12 protein-coding genes are annotated in these 16648 nt (G+C 67.7%); 6 read left to right on the forward strand and 6 right to left on the reverse strand.

What is annotated here, in order from left to right; translation table 11 throughout:
* Positions 1-14 precede the first annotated feature (14 nt).
* The 3 genes from metG to JIM95_RS07865 all read left to right on the forward strand — a co-directional run bounded on the left by metG (position 15) and on the right by JIM95_RS07865 (position 5239).
* Positions 15-1844 carry a methionine--tRNA ligase gene (gene metG / locus JIM95_RS07855; RefSeq protein WP_200259686.1) on the forward strand — a complete coding sequence of 610 codons (1830 nt, stop codon included), beginning with the start codon at positions 15-17 and terminating at the stop codon, positions 1842-1844.
* Between the two features lie 450 nt (positions 1845-2294).
* Entirely contained in the window at positions 2295-4364 is a 2070-nt protein-coding gene (locus JIM95_RS07860; RefSeq protein WP_200259689.1) for an outer membrane protein assembly factor BamB family protein, read from the forward strand.
* A gap of 74 nt (positions 4365-4438) precedes the next feature.
* Positions 4439-5239, forward strand: a complete 801-nt coding sequence (locus JIM95_RS07865; RefSeq protein ID WP_200259692.1) for an HAD-IIA family hydrolase — start codon at positions 4439-4441, stop codon at positions 5237-5239.
* A 20-nt stretch (positions 5240-5259) separates the two neighbouring features.
* On the opposite strand, the gene JIM95_RS07870 is transcribed toward JIM95_RS07865, so the two are convergent.
* The 6 genes from JIM95_RS07870 to JIM95_RS07895 are packed head-to-tail and all read right to left on the reverse strand — an operon-like array spanning position 5260 to position 12282.
* Positions 5260-5901 (reverse strand): TetR/AcrR family transcriptional regulator, encoded by a 642-nt coding sequence (locus JIM95_RS07870; RefSeq protein ID WP_200259695.1) that lies wholly within the window; start codon positions 5899-5901, stop codon positions 5260-5262.
* Positions 5902-5915: 14 nt separating this feature from the next.
* Positions 5916-7679: an ABC transporter ATP-binding protein gene (locus JIM95_RS07875; RefSeq protein WP_200259698.1), complete on the reverse strand. Its 1764-nt coding sequence runs from the start codon at positions 7677-7679 to the stop codon at positions 5916-5918.
* A gap of 5 nt (positions 7680-7684) precedes the next feature.
* Positions 7685-9484: an ABC transporter ATP-binding protein gene (locus JIM95_RS07880; protein ID WP_200259701.1), complete on the reverse strand. Its 1800-nt coding sequence runs from the start codon at positions 9482-9484 to the stop codon at positions 7685-7687.
* Position 9485: 1 nt separating this feature from the next.
* Positions 9486-10991, reverse strand: coding sequence for an ABC transporter ATP-binding protein (locus tag JIM95_RS07885; RefSeq protein ID WP_248113465.1), 1506 nt, complete (start codon positions 10989-10991; stop codon positions 9486-9488).
* A complete protein-coding gene (locus JIM95_RS07890; RefSeq protein WP_200259707.1) occupies positions 10988-11707 on the reverse strand; it encodes a CbiQ family ECF transporter T component in 720 nt (239 codons plus the stop codon). The genes JIM95_RS07885 and JIM95_RS07890 overlap by 4 nt, the downstream gene beginning before the upstream one ends.
* Positions 11704-12282, reverse strand: coding sequence for an MptD family putative ECF transporter S component (locus JIM95_RS07895; protein WP_200259710.1), 579 nt, complete (start codon positions 12280-12282; stop codon positions 11704-11706). The genes JIM95_RS07890 and JIM95_RS07895 overlap by 4 nt, the downstream gene beginning before the upstream one ends.
* Positions 12283-12547: 265 nt before the next feature.
* On the opposite strand from JIM95_RS07895, the gene JIM95_RS07900 reads away from it, so the two are divergent.
* From JIM95_RS07900 to JIM95_RS07910, 3 genes are all read left to right on the forward strand, one after another.
* Positions 12548-13396 (forward strand): TatD family hydrolase, encoded by an 849-nt coding sequence (locus tag JIM95_RS07900; RefSeq protein ID WP_200259713.1) that lies wholly within the window; start codon positions 12548-12550, stop codon positions 13394-13396.
* A gap of 237 nt (positions 13397-13633) precedes the next feature.
* Positions 13634-15760: an ATP-binding cassette domain-containing protein gene (locus tag JIM95_RS07905; protein WP_248702954.1), complete on the forward strand. Its 2127-nt coding sequence runs from the start codon at positions 13634-13636 to the stop codon at positions 15758-15760.
* A complete protein-coding gene (locus JIM95_RS07910; RefSeq protein ID WP_200259720.1) occupies positions 15757-16563 on the forward strand; it encodes an energy-coupling factor transporter transmembrane component T family protein in 807 nt (268 codons plus the stop codon). Before JIM95_RS07905 ends, JIM95_RS07910 begins: the two co-directional genes overlap by 4 nt.
* Positions 16564-16648 lie beyond the last annotated feature (85 nt).

Here is a 16648-nt window from a genome sequence, read left to right on the forward strand (position 1 = left end):
TTAGGCTGGTGCACATGACGAAGTCTGTGCTCACTGCTGTTGCCTGGCCCTACGCCAACGGTCCCCGCCACATCGGACACGTGGCGGGGTTCGGTGTCCCCTCCGACGTGTTCGCCCGTTTCCAGCGAATGTCGGGTTCGGATGTGCTCATGATCTCCGGCACCGACGAGCACGGTACCCCGCTGCTCGTGCAGGCGGAGAAGGAGGGCGTGGGCGTCCAGGAGCTCGCCGACAGGTACAACCGCCAGATCGTCGAGGATCTCGCCGGGCTCGGCCTCTCCTACGACCTGTTCACCCGGACCACGACCCGGAACCACTACGCCGTCGTCCAGGAGCTCTTCCGGGGGCTCCACGACAACGGCTACATGGTCGCGGAGACCACCATGGGGGCCATCAGCCCGTCGACGGGCCGCACCCTGCCCGACCGGTACATCGAGGGAACCTGCCCGCTCTGCGGGGCCGCGGGGGCCCGTGGGGACCAGTGTGACGCCTGCGGCAACCAGCTCGACCCGGCCGATCTCATCGATCCGGTCAGCAAGATCAACGGCGAAACCCCCGAATTCGTCGAGACCGAGCACTTCCTGCTCGATCTCCCCGCCCTCGCCGGGGCGCTCGAGGAGTGGCTGAAGGGGCGCACCGACTGGCGCCCCAACGTCCTGAAGTTCTCGCTCAACCTGCTGGGGGATCTGCGTCCGCGGGCGATGACCCGGGACATCGACTGGGGCGTGCCGGTCCCGATCGACGGCTGGTCCGGGAACGGTGCGAAGAAGCTGTACGTCTGGTTCGACGCCGTCGTCGGTTACCTCTCATCGTCCATCGAGTGGGCGTGGCGCACGGGGCAGCCGGAGGCGTGGCGGAAGTTCTGGACCGACCCGGAGGCCCTGTCCTACTACTTCATGGGCAAGGACAACATCACGTTCCACTCCCAGATCTGGCCGGGAGAGCTCCTGGGATACCGTGGCCTGGGGGCCAGGGGAGGACAGCAGGGCGAGTTCGGTGCCCTTCAGCTCCCCACCGAGGTCGTGTCCTCCGAGTACCTCACCATGTCGGGCTCCAAGTTCTCGTCGTCCAAGGGCGTGGTCATCTACGTCAAGGACTTCCTGAAGGAGTTCGGCCCGGACCCGCTGCGCTACTTCATCGCCGTCGCCGGCCCGGAGAACACCGACACCGACTTCACGTGGGACGAGTTCGTCCGCCGGGTGAACAACGAACTGGCCAACGGCTGGGGCAACCTGGTCAACCGGACGGTGTCGATGGCGCACAAGAATTTCGGGGAGGTCCCGACCCCGGGTGAGCTCACCGATGCGGATCGCCGGATCCTCGACCTCGCCGCCGAGGCGTTCGACGTCGTAGGTGGGGCACTCAGCCAGTCCAAGTTCAAGGCCGGTATCACCCACGCGATGCACGTCGTCGGCGAGGCGAACGCCTACATCGCAGAGCAGGAGCCCTGGAAGCTCGCGAAGGACGAGTCGCAGCGCGAGCGACTGGCCACCGTGCTGCACACCGCCCTGCAGGTGGTCAGCGACTGCAACACCCTGCTCACGCCGTATCTCCCGCACACCGCGCAGAAGGTGCACGAGACCCTCGGTCGCGACGGCATCTGGGCGGCGATGCCCGAGATCCACGAGGTGACCGATGACATGCCGGTCGAGCCGGTCGGTGTCGGCGTCCCGGAGAAGGGGCGCAGCTACCCGGTCATCATGGGCGACTACGCCAACCAGCAGGCCCGCTGGGAGCGCACCGCCGTCGTTCCGGGGACCACGCTGGAGAAGCCGAAACCGCTCATCGCGAAGCTCGATCCGGAACTCGGGGAAACCGGCCCTGAGTGGGCGCCGGTGCGGTGAGGGGCTGAGTCGACGGGGCGCCCCCCTTTTTCACGGTCACCCGGTGCATCGACTCCGGTACCCTCGGGGCAGATACAGTGTTCGTGCACGTAGCCCAGGGTTCCCGGGGTCCGCTGAGGGCTCGCTCTCGGCAACGGCCGATGATACCGGGAGCTGACAGCAGTGATTGACCCTCATGGTGCAGGCCGATCCGACACAGACGCGAGGCCATGGAGGGTGATCCTCGGGGCGATCGCCGCCGTGTGTCTTCTCGCCGCCGCCGCTTGTGGCCTACCGGGAATCCCAGGGGACACGGCAACCGATTCCGGCGGGGACACCTCCGGGACGGACGCGCACGCCGTCAGCTCCCCGTATCTGTCACGGATCATGTTTCCGACGACCCCTGTCGGGGAGTGGCACGCACCCGCTCTGTCCGGGAGATCCGCCGGAGACCCCGGCTCGAACCCCATCATGACGGCTCCCCTCCACGTCGACCGGGGAGTGGCGGTGCTCGACTCCGACGGTGACGGTGTCGTGGCGTACGACACCGGTAGCGGCGACGAGGTGTGGAGGGACGATGAACTCGGGTGTTTCCCGGATTTCGCGCACTCCGGACAGCTCGTGTGCCGTTCCGGTGACGGGGAACTCCACCTGATTGACGCAGCCACCGGTGCCAGCCGCAGAATCGCGGGGAATCCGGAGGCGGCGGGCGTCATGAGGGTGCTGGTGGGCGGATTCGTCCACCGGGGCGCGGTGTATCTCCACGGATATCCAGGTGAGGGGGACGGCTACCTGCTGGCCAGGAGGGACATCGACGGCTCCGGGTGGTCGACCGTCACGATCGCGGCGTCCCAGATGTGCCCGATCCTCGGTGACCCGGTGCCCTCCGCGACATTCAACGGTTCGATCGGACTGGACACCGGCAGTGCGGGAGCCTTCGTGTTCGATCCGGACACCCTCGCGATCCTCACCACTGGTGCGAACTTCTCGGCGGTTCCCGGCCCGGACGGGCCGTTGTTCGCCCGGCCCTGCACCACACCCGCCCCCGGCGCGGGTGGAGGTCCCGCCGGCCCGGGAGCACTGACCGCCCTGAACGGTAAGGTCGTCGGCGACTACGGGTCCGTGATCCTGCCGTCCTGGCAGGTGAGCGCGACACCACGGGACGTCGCCGTCGCCGACGGAGATCTCGTGGACCTGGCGACCGGTGATGTCGCCGCCGGTGTGTTCCCGTGGGCGGCGGATTCCCGCCCGGCGCTGTCCGGGCTGGTCGTGGTGGGGGACACCGCCGTGTTCACCGCGCCAGAGGGACGTGCCGGGGTCGACCTGGCGACCGGGGAGGTCCTCTGGAGCGGGCGCGTCGAGGATCCCGGGAAACCGGTGGGGACCGATGGGCGGCTCCTGTTCTTCACCACCGGTCAGGCTGTCGATCTCGCGACCGGTGAGGTGGCGTGGACGCTACCCGTCACCGGTACCGGCGGTGGGGTCGGTACCGCGCCGGACGGTCTCATCGTGAGCGACCGGGCCGGGGTGAACTTCTACCGCGCGACGGGAGATCCCGTCACGTCGCTCCCCGGACAGGGGAACATCACGGTCGCCGGGGCGGGGAACGCCGACGGGGCAGAGTTGTCGGCGACCTCCCCCGGATCACCGGCGGACGTGTCCACCGGTGAACGCGGGGTCCTCACCGCCTGTGGTCGGGTCCCGGAACTGAAGGCCGAGGCCCTGTCGCTCGACGGGGGAATCCTCACCGCCGACATGTTCGTGAAACCCACCTGCCCCGAAGGTGATGTCCTCGCAGGGCGCGGTCTCACGATCCGGCTGCTGACGGATGGCGGAACCACGGTCGCCAGTGGTGTGTTCGATCTCTCCGGGTCCCCGGTCGGGATCCCGGCTTCAGGACGTAGCGTCCGGTTCGTGTTCCCCGAGGGCAGCTACTGGATCGCCCCGGGCAGCCTCGCCGGTGACCGGGCCGCGGCCACGGGAGAGGTGTCCGGCACCGTGCGACTGTCGGGTGCGACCCTCATCGTCGAATGTGAACGTGGCGACGGCGGAGCGGAACGAAAGACTCGACCGGTGGAGGTCAATCTCAGCGGGTCCACGGACGGTGATCTCAGCGGGTCCACGGAAGCCGGGGTCGCGCGGGACAACGGACTCGGAGCCGAGGAGGTCGTCGAAACGGCCTGTGAGGCACTCGAGGAGATCCGTCGGCGTGACCGGCCGATCATCGAAGCCGAGCTCGCCGGCCTGTGGCAGCCACAGCTGGCGTCGATGCAGCCGGGAACCGGGGGACACGACTGTGATTCGATTCTCCGCGCCCACCTGGAGTTCCGGGACCCGTACCCGACCTCACGTCTGGTGTGGAGCGGCGACTGGCGGAACTACGACCGCAAGGACTGGTGGGTCACCCTGTCGGGAGTCGGTTTCCCCACTGCGGAAGGTGCCCTGCAGTGGTGTCGGGACCAGGGCTTCGGACACGACGACTGCTATGCCCGTCTGGTGTCCAATGACGTGGGACCGGAGGGAACCGCCCGGTACCTGTAGCGGGTTGGTGGCGGCGCTGCCGGTGCGGGAGGATCGACCGACCGGTCCGGTCCCGATGGACTACCGTGGGGAGCATGCGTACGCGATCAGATGTATCCAGTTGGCTCACCGACATGGACGGTGTCCTCGTCCACGAGGAAAAGGCCCTTCCCGGTGCCCGGGACCTCATCGAGACCTGGAAGAAGGACGAGACGCCCTTCCTGGTCCTCACGAACAACTCCATCTACACCCCGCGCGACCTCGCGGCCCGTCTCCAGGACTCCGGGCTCGACGTCCCGGAGGACCGTATCTGGACCTCCGCGCTGGCGACCGCGACGTTCCTGAAGGAACAGGCCGCCGGTGGGACCGCCTACGTCATCGGCGAAGCCGGCATCATCACCGCACTTCATGAGGCGGGTTTCGTCCTCACCGACCGGGATCCCGACTTCGTCGTCGTGGGGGAGACGCGCAACTACTCCTTCGAGGCGATCACGACGGCGATCCGGCTGATCGACGAGGGCGCGCGGTTCATCGCGACCAACCCGGATCCCACCGGGCCCAGCTCAGAGGGGATCATCCCCGCCACTGGTGCGATCACCGCGCTGATCACCAAGGCCACCAGGAAGGAACCGTATGTGGTCGGCAAACCCAACCCGATGATGTTCCGCTCAGCGCTCAACAAGATCGGCGCCCACAGCGAGAACACCGGAATGATCGGTGACCGGATGGACACCGATATCGTCGCAGGAATGGAAGCCGGGCTCTACACCATCCTCGTGCTCTCCGGTATCTCCTCGAAGGACTCTGTCCGGGAGTTCCCGTTCCAGGCCAACGAGATGCTCGACGGCGTGAATCAGCTGCTGAAACCCGCGAAAGAGTCGTCGAAGAAGAAGTAGTCCGGTTCACAGCTGCGCGGTCATCCGTGCAGCTGCAGCTCCATTCCCCGGATCACGAACTCGGTCTTGCGCTGCAGCCAGTTGTAGTCCCACAGATCCTCCCTGATCGGGAAGTGCTGCCTGTCCTCGCTGCGGACGGACCCGAGGCGTTGCCTGGCCAGCTCGAACCCGTCACCGTCGCGCAGGGACTGCGTGACCATGCTGGCAACCAGGGCATTGTCCCCCAACAGGTCCACGATGAAGTGCATGTCGTCGTCTCCGCCGGGGAAGCCGCCACGGAGCAGGCCCTCGGTGAGGTCGTCCAGATAGTCCTGGATGGCGAAGTGTGAACCTGGGAACGTGAGCAGGGAATGTGCGATACCCGGGTACGTCCCGCACATCTCCCACACCGCGACCGTGTACTCGCGGAGCTGGTCCTGCCAGCTGTGCCCCGGATCCGGCAGGCTGAGCTCGCCGGTGGCCCGGAGGAAACAGTGCATCAGGAGGTCGTCCCGGGAGCTGATCACACGGTAGAGACTGGGGGCTGCGACCCCCAGTCTCTTGGCCACACCGGTGAGGGTGAAGCGGTCGATTCCCTGTGCGATCGCGGCGTCCACCGCTTCATTGAGCGTGAATACCGGTTTGGGGCCGGTTTTGCGACGTGGGGCCTGACAATGTTCCATGGATCACAATATTATCAGGATTGTGTCAGGCGCCACCCCGCGGCGGCTTCGCGACGTTCGCAGAACCGCCGGTAGGGTCCCTGCTCGGTGATGAGCTCGTCGTGCGTACCCTTCTGTACGATGCGCCCGTCCTCATCCAGGACGATGATCTGATCGGCGGCCCTGACCGTGTCCAGTTTGTGGGCGATCGCGATCACGGTCGAGTGCCGCGCGAGTTCCGCGACGGAAGCCACGATGTTGGCCTCGTTCTCCGCGTCGAGAGCCGCGGTCGCCTCATCGAGAAGCACGATCGGCGCCTTCTTCAGCAGCGCCCGGGCGACGGACACCCGTTGGCGTTCACCGCCCGACAGGGAACGGCCGCCTTCGCCGACCCTGGTGTCCCACCCGAGGCGTTCGGCGATGTCGTCCACCCCGGCGAGGCGCGCGGCGTCCCGGACCTCCTCATCGGTGGCGTCGGGACGTCCGATCCGGACGTTCGCCTCGAGTGTGTCGTCGAACAGGTAGACATCCTGGAACACCATCGAGACCTGCTCCATCAGCTGCTCGGTCGACTGGTCCCGGACATCGGCCCCGCCCACACGCACGGATCCGGAATCGGCGTCGTAGAAGCGGCAGATCAGTCTCGCGATCGTGGTCTTGCCGGAACCGGAGGGGCCGACGAGTGCTGTCAGGGTTCCGGGGCCCGCGGTGAAGGAGACACCCTCCAGGACGGGCGATTCGGGCTGATATCCGAAGGTGACGTCGTCGAGGACGACCTCCCCGGGGGCCGTCACACCGGCCGGGTTCTCCGGGGCCTCGTACACGGGGGCGTCCAGGATCTGCCGCATCTCCTTCATCGGTGTCCGGACGACGCTGATTCCGGCGTAGCCCTCGCCGAGCGCCTGCAGGTTCTGTGTGAAGCGGAGGACCATGCCGATGAACGCGATGGTCTCGATCGGTCCCAGTGCGCCGTTCGTCGCCAGGACCGCCGCGGTGGTGATCAGCGCGACGGACACCAGCTGGATGAGCAGACCGTTGATCCCCAGGACCACCGCGGAGATGAAGAAGTCGCGGAGCCGTTCGGAGTCGTTGCGCTCACCCGCCTCGACCAGCGGGGTGAAATCATCCGTGAGACCCGCCGCACGAAGCTCGGGTTGGCACACCGCGAACTCGACCAGCCGGTCGGCGAGAACCGCGTCGGTGGCGCTCACCCGTTCATCGCTGCGGATCTTGACCGCCCGGAGTCCGGCCAGGGAGATGAAGATGAACGGCGTGGCGACGGTCATCGTCAGACCGATGCGCCAGTCCCACAGCCAGCAGCCGATGAGGATGACGAACACCGATACCGCCTGCGAGATGACCATCTGCAGCATGTGGGCGAGGATCTGGCAGATGAGGACGAAGCTGGTGGAGACCAGTCTGGACAATCCGCCGGTGGACAGCGTACTGAACCATCCCAGCGGCAGTGTCGCCAGATGGTCACCGAGTGCATGGTGCGTGTGTCGCATGTAGTCGGTGGTGGCCGTGAATCCGGTCACCGCCTGGGTGTAGCGGAAGTAGAAGGTGATCGCGGCGAGGACGGCGAGGATGATCAGCCAACCGGTGAAGGATATTCCGAGGGTGTCGGACCCGGTGGCGAGTGTGCTCGCCGCGGGCAGGAGCGCGAGGAGGGAGATCCCCTCGAGTGCACCGTTGGCGACGTTCGCGGACAGGTGCTTGTTGAGTTGGTGGATGCCGCTGTCGCTCATCTGGCGGCGCAGGATCCCGAGCTGCAGCGGATCGATTCCGTGTGTGGCCATGACGGTCACTTCCCTTCGGTGCTGAGGCCCATGAGGGCGTCGATGGCGGGGTCGGTGACCTCGTCGCCGGTGAGTCGGCCGGTGATCCGGCCTGATTCGAGACGGACGATCTGGTCGGCACCGCGGACTGATTCCGGTCGGTGCGCGATGACCAGCACCGTGCGCCCCGCGACGAGTTCGTTCAGCGCCAACTGGATCTCGGACTCGGCGTCGGGGTCGGTGGCGGCCATCGCTTCGTCGAGAATGAGGATCGGGGTGTCGGCGAGCAGTGCACGTGCGATCGCGATGCGTTGCGCCTGGCCTCCGGAGAGGTCCGTCCCGGATTCACCGCCGATGACGGTGTCGAGCCCGTCCGGCAGTGCCTCGATCTCCTCGGCGATGCGGGCTGAACGAGCCGCGGCCCAGACCTCCTCATCGGTCGCCTCCGGAGTGGCGAGTCGGATGTTCTCCCGGATCGTGAGCTGGAGGAGCTTGGGGTTCTGGAGGACGAAGCTGACCTCGCCGTAGAGCTGCCGGGTGGTGAGTTCACGGATGTCGACGCCGCCGATGAGCACGCGTCCGGAATCCGGGTCCGTGAACCGCGCGAGCATCGTCGCGAGAGTCGACTTACCGGAACCGGACGGACCGACCAGCGCGGTCACCGTCCCCTCCGGGCAGGTCAGGTCGACATGATCGATGGCGGTGTTCCCGGTGCCGTCACCGTAGGAGAAGCTGACGTCCTCGAAGTGGACGGTGTGTCCATCGGGCCTCCCGCCGGAGCCCACCGGGAGTGACGGGGCGCTGAGGGTTTCCTGCAGTCGTTTCGCCGCGGCTCCGGCTGTGAGATAGCCCCAGGATGAGTTGGCCATGACGACGACGGCCGTCGGAATGACGAGCGAGATGAGGGTCGTGGCGAGGACGTCCGCGATGGAGACGGTTCCGTTTCGCACGAGCAGTGAGCCACCGGCGAAGTTGACCAGGATCAGCAGGGGGACGCTGATGATCGCTTCCGCGATCGCGGAGCGACGCATCTGCGGTCCACACCAGTCGTAGAAGAAGGAGGAGAACCGGTCCGCGGCATCGGCGTACCGCCGGTGGGCACGGCCGGTCTGCCCGAACGCCTTGACCACCTCTATGCCGTCGGCGAACTCGACGGCGGTCGCGGAGACGTCGCCGAGCAGGACGTCCATCTCCGTGGTCTTCTCCGCCATGCCGCGCATCGACAGGATCATGATCAGGATGTACGCGGGCAGGTTCGCCACGGCGAGCAGACCCAGCCGCCAGTCCACGAAGAACGCGTAGACGATGAGCGCGACGGGGGCCGCCGACGCCGCGGCCGACTCCACGGGTGCATGGGCGATGAGTGTGTGCAGGGTGCGGATGTCGTCCTGCACGGCCTTGCGCACCCGTCCCGAGTTGGTGTCGCTGAACCACGCCAGCGGGGCGGTGGCGACGCGGGCGACCAGTCGGTTGCGGACGAGGGTGCCCAGTTTCAGGTCCGCGTAGTGGGTGATCCCGAGTCCCGTGAGCATCAGCACCGCCTGGGCGGCGAAGGCGCCGATGAGCCATGCGGTCACAGTGGTCACCTCGCCGCGGTCGGGTGACACCCCGGACGCCCGTGCCGTGAGGAAGATCTCGCCGAGCCGGACGAGGGCGATGTAGGGGGCGATGGCGGCGATGCCGGAGAGCACACCGAACACCCGCCCGATGTTCAGTGCTCCCGCCACGGGGGAGAGCAGCTCCTTGAGAGCCGCCTTTTCCGCGGCGGAGCGCTCGGCGGCATCGGTGATTCTCTCATCGTCCGGTTTCGTGTGGGTGGTTGTCATGTCATTCCTCGGATTCGTGTTCTGTTCGGTGTGGTGTGAGTTCGATGACACGGTCGCAGCAGGTGGCGATCAGTTCGACGTCGTGGCTGATGACGATCACCACCGCGCCGCCCTCCGCGAGCTCCCGGAGCTTGGTCGCGATCGCGTCCAGATGCGCGAGATCGACCCCGGAGGTGGGTTCGTCGAAGACGTAGATCCGCTTGTTCTGCGCGAGTGCTGTGGCGATGACCAGTCGTTGGCGTTGGCCCCCGGACAGTGACAGCGGGTGGCGGGTGGCCGTGTCGGCCAGTCCCAGTGCCGCCAGCAGCTCGGCGGCGTGGTCGCCACCGTGGTGGTCGCCGTCCGTACCGAGGGTGACCTCACCGATGACGGTGTCCGCGAACAGCTGCCGCCCCGTGTCCTGCATGACGATGTACCCGTTCGCCGCCCGGGCCCGGGCGGAGAGGGGACGGCCCGCCAGCGAGACGCGACCACCCCTGGCCGGGTTTTCGAGCCCGCAGATCAGTCGGGCGAGGGTGGTTTTCCCGGCTCCGTTCGGTCCGGTCAGTCCCGTGACGGTTCCTGCCGGGAACACCATGTGGGGGATGTCCAGTACGGTCCGTGACCCGTAGGAGAAACGGATGTCCCTCAGCTCCAGGCCGTCGGTACCTGCGGGGGCTCCGGGGTCCGCCGTGGGGACCGGTGCGGCGGGACGGGTGAGGGATCTGAGCCCGAGTCGTCGTCGCGTGCCGTCGTCGAGGGTGAAGAACTCCCGCCCGGTGAAGCTGCGTTCGATACGGCCGTCGCGCAGGTAGTGCACCGTGTCGGCCAGATCCCGCAGGTGGTGCAGCCGGTGCTCGGCGGTGATGATCGTCGTACCCTCCGACTTGAGTTCGGCGAGCAGCTCCGCGAGCTCGTCGACGGCGGTCGGCGAGAGGTTCGATGTGGCCTCGTCCAGGAGCAGGACCGGTACCCCGGCGACGACCGCGCAGGTGCAGGCGACCCGTTGGAGCTGCCCACCGGACAGGGTCGACAGTTTCCGCCCGAGCAGTCCGGAGATTCCGCACCGGTCGGCTGCCGTGGCGACCCGGGCACGGATCTCCGGGGGAGTGACCCCGAAGTTCTCCGGTGCGAAGGCGAGCTCCGTGGTCACCGTCGAGGTGAAGAACTGCGTGCGGGGATTCTGGAACACGGTGGCGCTCAATCCCCCTACCTCCGCCAGAGGGGTCGTCGGCATGTCGGCTCCGCTGACGCGGACCGTTCCGCTGATGTCGCCCGGATGGAAGTTCGGGGCGAGTCCGTTGATGAGACGGAGCACGGTCGATTTCCCGGAGCCGGAGGGTCCGCACAACAATGTGAGGCTTCCCGGTGCACAGCTCAGGGTGATGTCGCGGACCCCACGTCCGGGCTCCACCGGTGCCGTTGTCTCCGTCTCGACGACCCCGAAGACATCGTCGGCTCCGGCGGCGCGGTCGGCGCGGTAGCTGAAGCTGACGCCGTCGAGGCTGATCCGGCCCATGTCCGTCATCGTTGCAGCTCCCAGCCGCTGAAGTGCAGGCCCATGAGCGCGGCGATGGCGAGCAGCAGCACCAGATCGGTCAGCCCGAACCCGATCCGGGTCACCGTGGTCGGGCGGATGGTTGATCCGTCGGGCAGGGTGGTGACCCCCAACCCCCGGATCAATGCGGCGGCCGCGAGCTCGTCACTGATCCGGATCGCCGAGGACAGCAGCGGGATGACTACGTAGATGCCGTAGCGCACCGGGGGGAAGAGCAGACCGAGAGTGCCGGGCCGGATCCCGCGCAGGCTCATTGCCTCGTTGATCGCACGGGTCTCCGCCAGTAGTGCGGGGAGAAACCGTACGACCACGGCCAGCGGGATGATGAGCCAGTTCGGCGCATGCATCCTGCGCAGCGCCGCATTCAACTCAGTCGGGCGCAGCTGCGTGAGGACGAACGCGGCGATACCGACGGCGACCGTGAACCGGGAGATCCAGTAGGCCAGTACTCCCACCAGCGCCGCAGGTGAGTTGGACCAGTGGGCGGGGATCCAGTAGGCGGCGGCCGTCAGGAGGACAACCGACACCAGGAGCAGGATCGCCCACCGGATCCGTCCCGTGACCAGGAGAGCCGTGACCGTCAGCAGTGCACCTGCGATGGCCACGAGTTGATCGGTCCGGCCCATCATCAGTGCGTTGACGGTCAGCAGCAGCAGAATGAGGGTGCGTGGATCGGCGTGTCTCACGCCAGCCCTGCCCGTGCGAAGTTCCGCCGCCCGACGCGTACCCCGATCCGTCCTCCGATCAGGGCCAGGATGAAGACGAGGATCATCCAGACGATCATGGACCGGGGCTGCAGGAAGAACTCCAGTGCGTCGATGTAGTCCTGGCCCATCGTCCCGGCGATGTCATCGACGTACCCGGTCGAGTTGTACAGCAGGGGCACCCACGGTGCCATGTAGAGCTGGGAGAAGATCGCGTAGGCGACGGGCATGCGCCAGCTGCCGCGGAGCCGGGCGAAGGCGATGTCGCCGCAGAACCCGGCGAGGGTGGAGACGATCGGGGTGATCCAGGGATGCCCGGTGAGGACGAAGAGGATTCCGACGATCAGGCTCATCAGGGTCAGTGCGCCCATCTTCGGGGTACGTGCGAGGTACAGAGCTATGACGGTGCCGTTGAGCAGTAGGCCCAGTCCGAACCCGACGAACATGATCAGGGGTCCGATCATCCCGAGCATGCCGGTGGCGAAGAGGATGAGGAAGTAGATGACGGTGAAGATACCGACATTGATGAAATCTCTGGTGTCGAGTCGGGATGCCACTCGGTGCTCCTTGGGGTGATGGGAGTCGCGGAGCGACTGCCTGGTCTTCTGATCCGTGGTGCCGTTTGCGGATGGGGTACCTCGGGTCCGTACCCCGGAACAGTGACTGCCATTCAGTAATAGCATAGGCTTACCGGTTCCGGTAGTGGGTGGCCGCGTGGCTCCTGGGTACCTTCCCCGTGGCCGGGGGCATCCGACCGGAAACCCGTGCCGGATTCACGGTGTTCCGTGGGTGTCCCGTGCGGGACCGTTAGAATCGGGCGACATGGCCAAGAACAAGAAGCCCCGCCCCACCCCTGTTCCCGCGGATCGCGTCGCGGGACTGGTCGACGCCCACACACATCTCGCGAGCTGCGGTGCCCGCACGCCGGAGGAGGTCGATGCCGTCGTCGCCCGTGCCGTGGACGCCGGTGTCGAGAAGCTCTGCACCGTGGGAGACGGGCTGGAGGAGGCGTGCGCCGCACTCGCGGCGGCGAACAACCATGAGCGGGTCTACGCCGCGTGTGCGGTGCATCCCACCAGGGCGGACCGGATGGATGACACCGTCCGGGCCCGGCTCACCGAGATGGCCCGTGATCCGCGCTGCGTCGCGATCGGGGAGACCGGTCTGGACGCCTACTGGATCACCCGCTCAGAGACCTGTGCCCCGATGGCCGCGCAGGAGGAGGCGCTGCGCTGGCACATCGACCTCGCGGTGAGTTCGGGCCGGACACTGATGATCCACAACCGGGAGGCCGACGCCGATCTCCTGCGGATCCTCGCCGATTCCCCGGCACCCCGCGAGGTGATGCTGCACTGCTTCTCATCCCCGCTGGATGTGGCGGAGGAGGCGCTGTCCCGCGGATACGTGCTCTCCTTCAGCGGCAACGTCACCTTCAACGCGAACGACCACCTGCGGGAGGCGGCGCGGATCGCCCCTCCGGGCCAGCTGCTCGTGGAGACCGACGCACCCTACATGACTCCCGTCCCGTACCGCGGAGCGAAGAATGAGCCGGCGCTCATCGGGCACACCTACGCGCGGATCGCCGAGGTCCGTGGAGTGGAGGTCGGGCAGCTCGCGGACGAGGTCAACGCGACGTTCGACCGGGTCTACGGACTGGACCTGCCGGGCTGAGTCGCCACCGGCCGGGGCGGGAGCGTGGCTGAAGGCCGCGGGTGAGATAAGGTTAGCCTGATGGTAATTCCGCCGGACCGTACCGGACGGAGCTGACGCTCCGCTCCCAGCCCGGCGGCCGTGTCTCTCCGTCCGACCCCGCCGAGAGGATCACCCCGTGCCCCCGCAGTCACCGCAACCGCCGTATCTTCCGCATCACCGCGACGATTCCGGGGGCCGATGCCCGCTGATGCCGCTGTGAGCGCGGTGAAGTCCTCCGGCGGTGCCCCGCCGCGCAGCCGGTTCCGGATGCCGACCCTCACCACCCGGGCGCTCATCGTCTGCTGCGTCCTCGGTGCGGCATCGGGACTGATCATCCAGATCGCCCGCCCCGTGGGCTGGGTCCTGAAGGTCACTGTCCCGTGGCTGGCCTTCCCCACACCCTTCCCGTGGATGCTGCCGATGATCACCGCGGCGCTGCTGCTGCGCCGACCCGGTGTCGCCACGATCACCTCCGTCGTCGCCGGGATCGTCGGGTTCAATCCCTTCTCGCCGATATCGGGCCTGATCATCGACGCGGTCCTCGCGCCGTGGACGATGCGCGGGAACCGTGACTCCAGCGGTGGCTGGCTGCTAGCGGCCGTCCTCGCCAGTATGGCGGTCGGCGCGGTCAACTGGATCTCCATGTTCTTCTACCGTGAGTTTCTTCTGCTGGACACCGTCTGGATCGTGATGGCCGGAGTCGTGCGCATCGGTCTCGGGGCGGTGTACGGCTGGTTGGCATGGCTCCTGGCCGAGCGCCTGATCGGCGCCGGATTCGACCTGCGCGGTATCGCGCTGGACAAGGCCCGGTCCCGGGACGCCGGCCGGATCACCCGGATGCCCGGTAGGGGGGACGTGGCCCCACGCTCCGCGGAGGTCGTCATCGACCACCTGAGTGTCACCTACCCGGGTGCGTCCGCGCCCGCGGTCGACGACGTGGACATCACCCTCGAAGCGGGCAGTTACACACTGGTTTCCGGTCCGACCGGCTCCGGAAAATCGACCGTCGCACTGTCGGTCGCGGGCGTGCTGGGCGCGGGATTCCCCGCGCACACCACCGGTTCCGTGCGTATCGACGGCACGACGGTCGCCGGCCCCGAGGGGACGGTCGCCCCGGTGGCCGACGTCAGTCGACGGGTCGCCGCGGTCTGGCAGCACCCGGAGAGCCAGCTCTTCGCAGCGACCGTGATCGACGAGATTCGTCGGGGACTCGACCACCTCTGCGTTCCGGCCGAGGAGGGGACCCGCAGATCCCTCGCGGCCCTCGACGACGTCGGACTGTCCCACATCCATCCGCTGCGCGACCCCTGGACCCTCTCCGGCGGTGAGCAGCAACGGCTCGTTCTCGCCGCGGCTCTCGTCCTCGACACCCCGGTGCTGGTCCTCGATGAGGTGACCAGCCAGCTCGACGACGAGGCGACGGAGCGGTTCACCGAGGTCCTCGAACGGATCCGGAGCACCAGGGACATCACGGTTCTCGCTGTCGACCATCACGCGGAGGCCCACATGGGGCTCGCGGACCGGGTCGTCGTCATCGCGCCGGGCGGCTCAGTGGCGGTCGACGGGACCCCCGCGGAGGTCTACGGGCGGCATTCCGCGGAATGCCGGGAACTGGGATTGCGGGTGCCGGAACCCTGGGCCCACGACGAGACCTTCGTCGGCTCCGGCCGGGACTGCCCCACGGCGTCGAGCCTCCCCGTGACGGACGGAGATCCCGGGATCCGCCTTGAAGGCGTCGGTGTCCACGGACACGGCCGGGAGCTTCTCGACGGCGTCGACGCCGAGGTTCCGGTGGGTTCGGTCCTCGCTCTACGGGGCCCGAACGGATCCGGCAAGACGACGCTGATCCGGGTGTTGTCGGGTGTGCGTCGTGGCCTCCGTGGACGGGTGGCCCCGGATCGCCGCGACCGGATCCGGTCGGGAATCGGCTGGGCCCCCCAGCGCAGCGGCGACCTCATCCTGAGCGGAACCGTCGACGCCGAGTTGGGCGCGGCAGCCCGGGCAGCGGGTCTCACCGCCACCGGGGACGATCTCGCCCGGTGGCGGCGCATGATCGGGCTGGCGGACGCGGGGGACAAGCACCCGCTGAAACTCTCCGGGGGGCAGCGGCAGCGTCTCGCGGTCCTCGTCGCGATGATAGGGGACCCGGAACTCGTGCTGCTCGATGAGCCGACGAGCTCCCAGGACGGCACGGGTGCCCGGCAGATCGCCGACATCATCTCGACCCACGCCGCGGGCCGGGTGACCGTCATCGCCACCCATGACCCCGCCTTCGCCGATGCGGTGGCCACCCACCGGATGCGCCTGGTCGGCGGGAAGACCGAAGGAGTGACCCCTGCATGAGTTCCGTTCCGGAGAAGATGCGGACGCTGACGGAGCGGGAACGGACCGCCGCCGTCCGTTCCTACGACCGCCGCACGACACGCAGCCGGTGGGCGCACCCACTGCTCGTCACCGCCGCAGTGGTCGTTCCCATGGTGGTCACACTGATGGCCCGGGGGCCCGAACTCCCCGCCGTCGTCCTGTCGGTCACCCTCATCTCCATCTGGCTGCTCAACCCCCGGTGGGGGCTGGCCGCCACGCTGTCGCTGCCGGTGCTCGTGGTCGTCGTGGGGCTGAGTTTCCTGTTCTGGCTCCCGGATCCCCCGGTGCCTTCGCCGCCGGTGGACTGGCTGCCCGGGGACCCGCCGCGGGAGAAGGTGCTGCAGGGTCTGACCGGTGGTCTGCGGACGACCGCCGCGGGTACCGTCGCGGCGCCACTGCTGCTCATGGTGACCTGGCGCGAGTTCACCGACACCGTTCTTCGGTACATACCGGTCAGCTACCGGGTGGTGGACATCCTCGGTTTGGGGATGCGTTACCTGCGCATCATCGGGCGGGATCTGCTCACGGTCGGACGGATGTCCGTGCTGCGGTCCAGGGGGAACCGGGTGGCGCAGCCGAGGGTGATGGCCGCTGCGACGGTGCCGGTTCTCGCGGCGTCGATGCGTCAGGGCGAGCAGCTCTCCGTCGCGGTCGACGGTCGCGCCTTCGGCGCCTACCGGACCCGGACGCTGCACCACGCGATCGAACTCCGGCCCGTGCACTGGGTACTTCCCGCCGTCATCGTGGTGTCGAGTGTCGTGGGGCTTATCGCCCTGGGGTGACGCGGCACGTCACTGTACCGGTGAAACGGGCGGGGCCCGGGAAATCGCCTGTCACCTGCTGTGACTCCTGTGACTTAACTCCCGC

It is taken from the genome of Corynebacterium antarcticum (genome assembly GCF_016595285.2).
GTDB lineage: Bacteria > Actinomycetota > Actinomycetes > Mycobacteriales > Mycobacteriaceae > Corynebacterium > Corynebacterium antarcticum.

Bases quoted from the DNA above. Each gene is read 5' to 3' on its own strand.
- JIM95_RS07885 (WP_248113465.1), bottom strand. From the start codon at position 10,991: ATGACGGACATGGGCCGGATCAGCCTCGACGGCGTCAGCTTCAGCTAC.
- JIM95_RS07910 (WP_200259720.1), top strand. From the start codon at position 15,757: ATGAGTTCCGTTCCGGAGAAGATGCGGACGCTGACGGAGCGGGAACGG.
- JIM95_RS07900 (WP_200259713.1), top strand. From the start codon at position 12,548: ATGGCCAAGAACAAGAAGCCCCGCCCCACCCCTGTTCCCGCGGATCGC.
- JIM95_RS07870 (WP_200259695.1), bottom strand. From the start codon at position 5,901: ATGGAACATTGTCAGGCCCCACGTCGCAAAACCGGCCCCAAACCGGTA.
- JIM95_RS07860 (WP_200259689.1), top strand. From the start codon at position 2,295: ATGACGGCTCCCCTCCACGTCGACCGGGGAGTGGCGGTGCTCGACTCC.
- JIM95_RS07865 (WP_200259692.1), top strand. From the start codon at position 4,439: ATGCGTACGCGATCAGATGTATCCAGTTGGCTCACCGACATGGACGGT.
- metG (WP_200259686.1), top strand. From the start codon at position 15: ATGACGAAGTCTGTGCTCACTGCTGTTGCCTGGCCCTACGCCAACGGT.
- JIM95_RS07880 (WP_200259701.1), bottom strand. From the start codon at position 9,484: ATGACAACCACCCACACGAAACCGGACGATGAGAGAATCACCGATGCC.
- JIM95_RS07875 (WP_200259698.1), bottom strand. From the start codon at position 7,679: ATGGCCACACACGGAATCGATCCGCTGCAGCTCGGGATCCTGCGCCGC.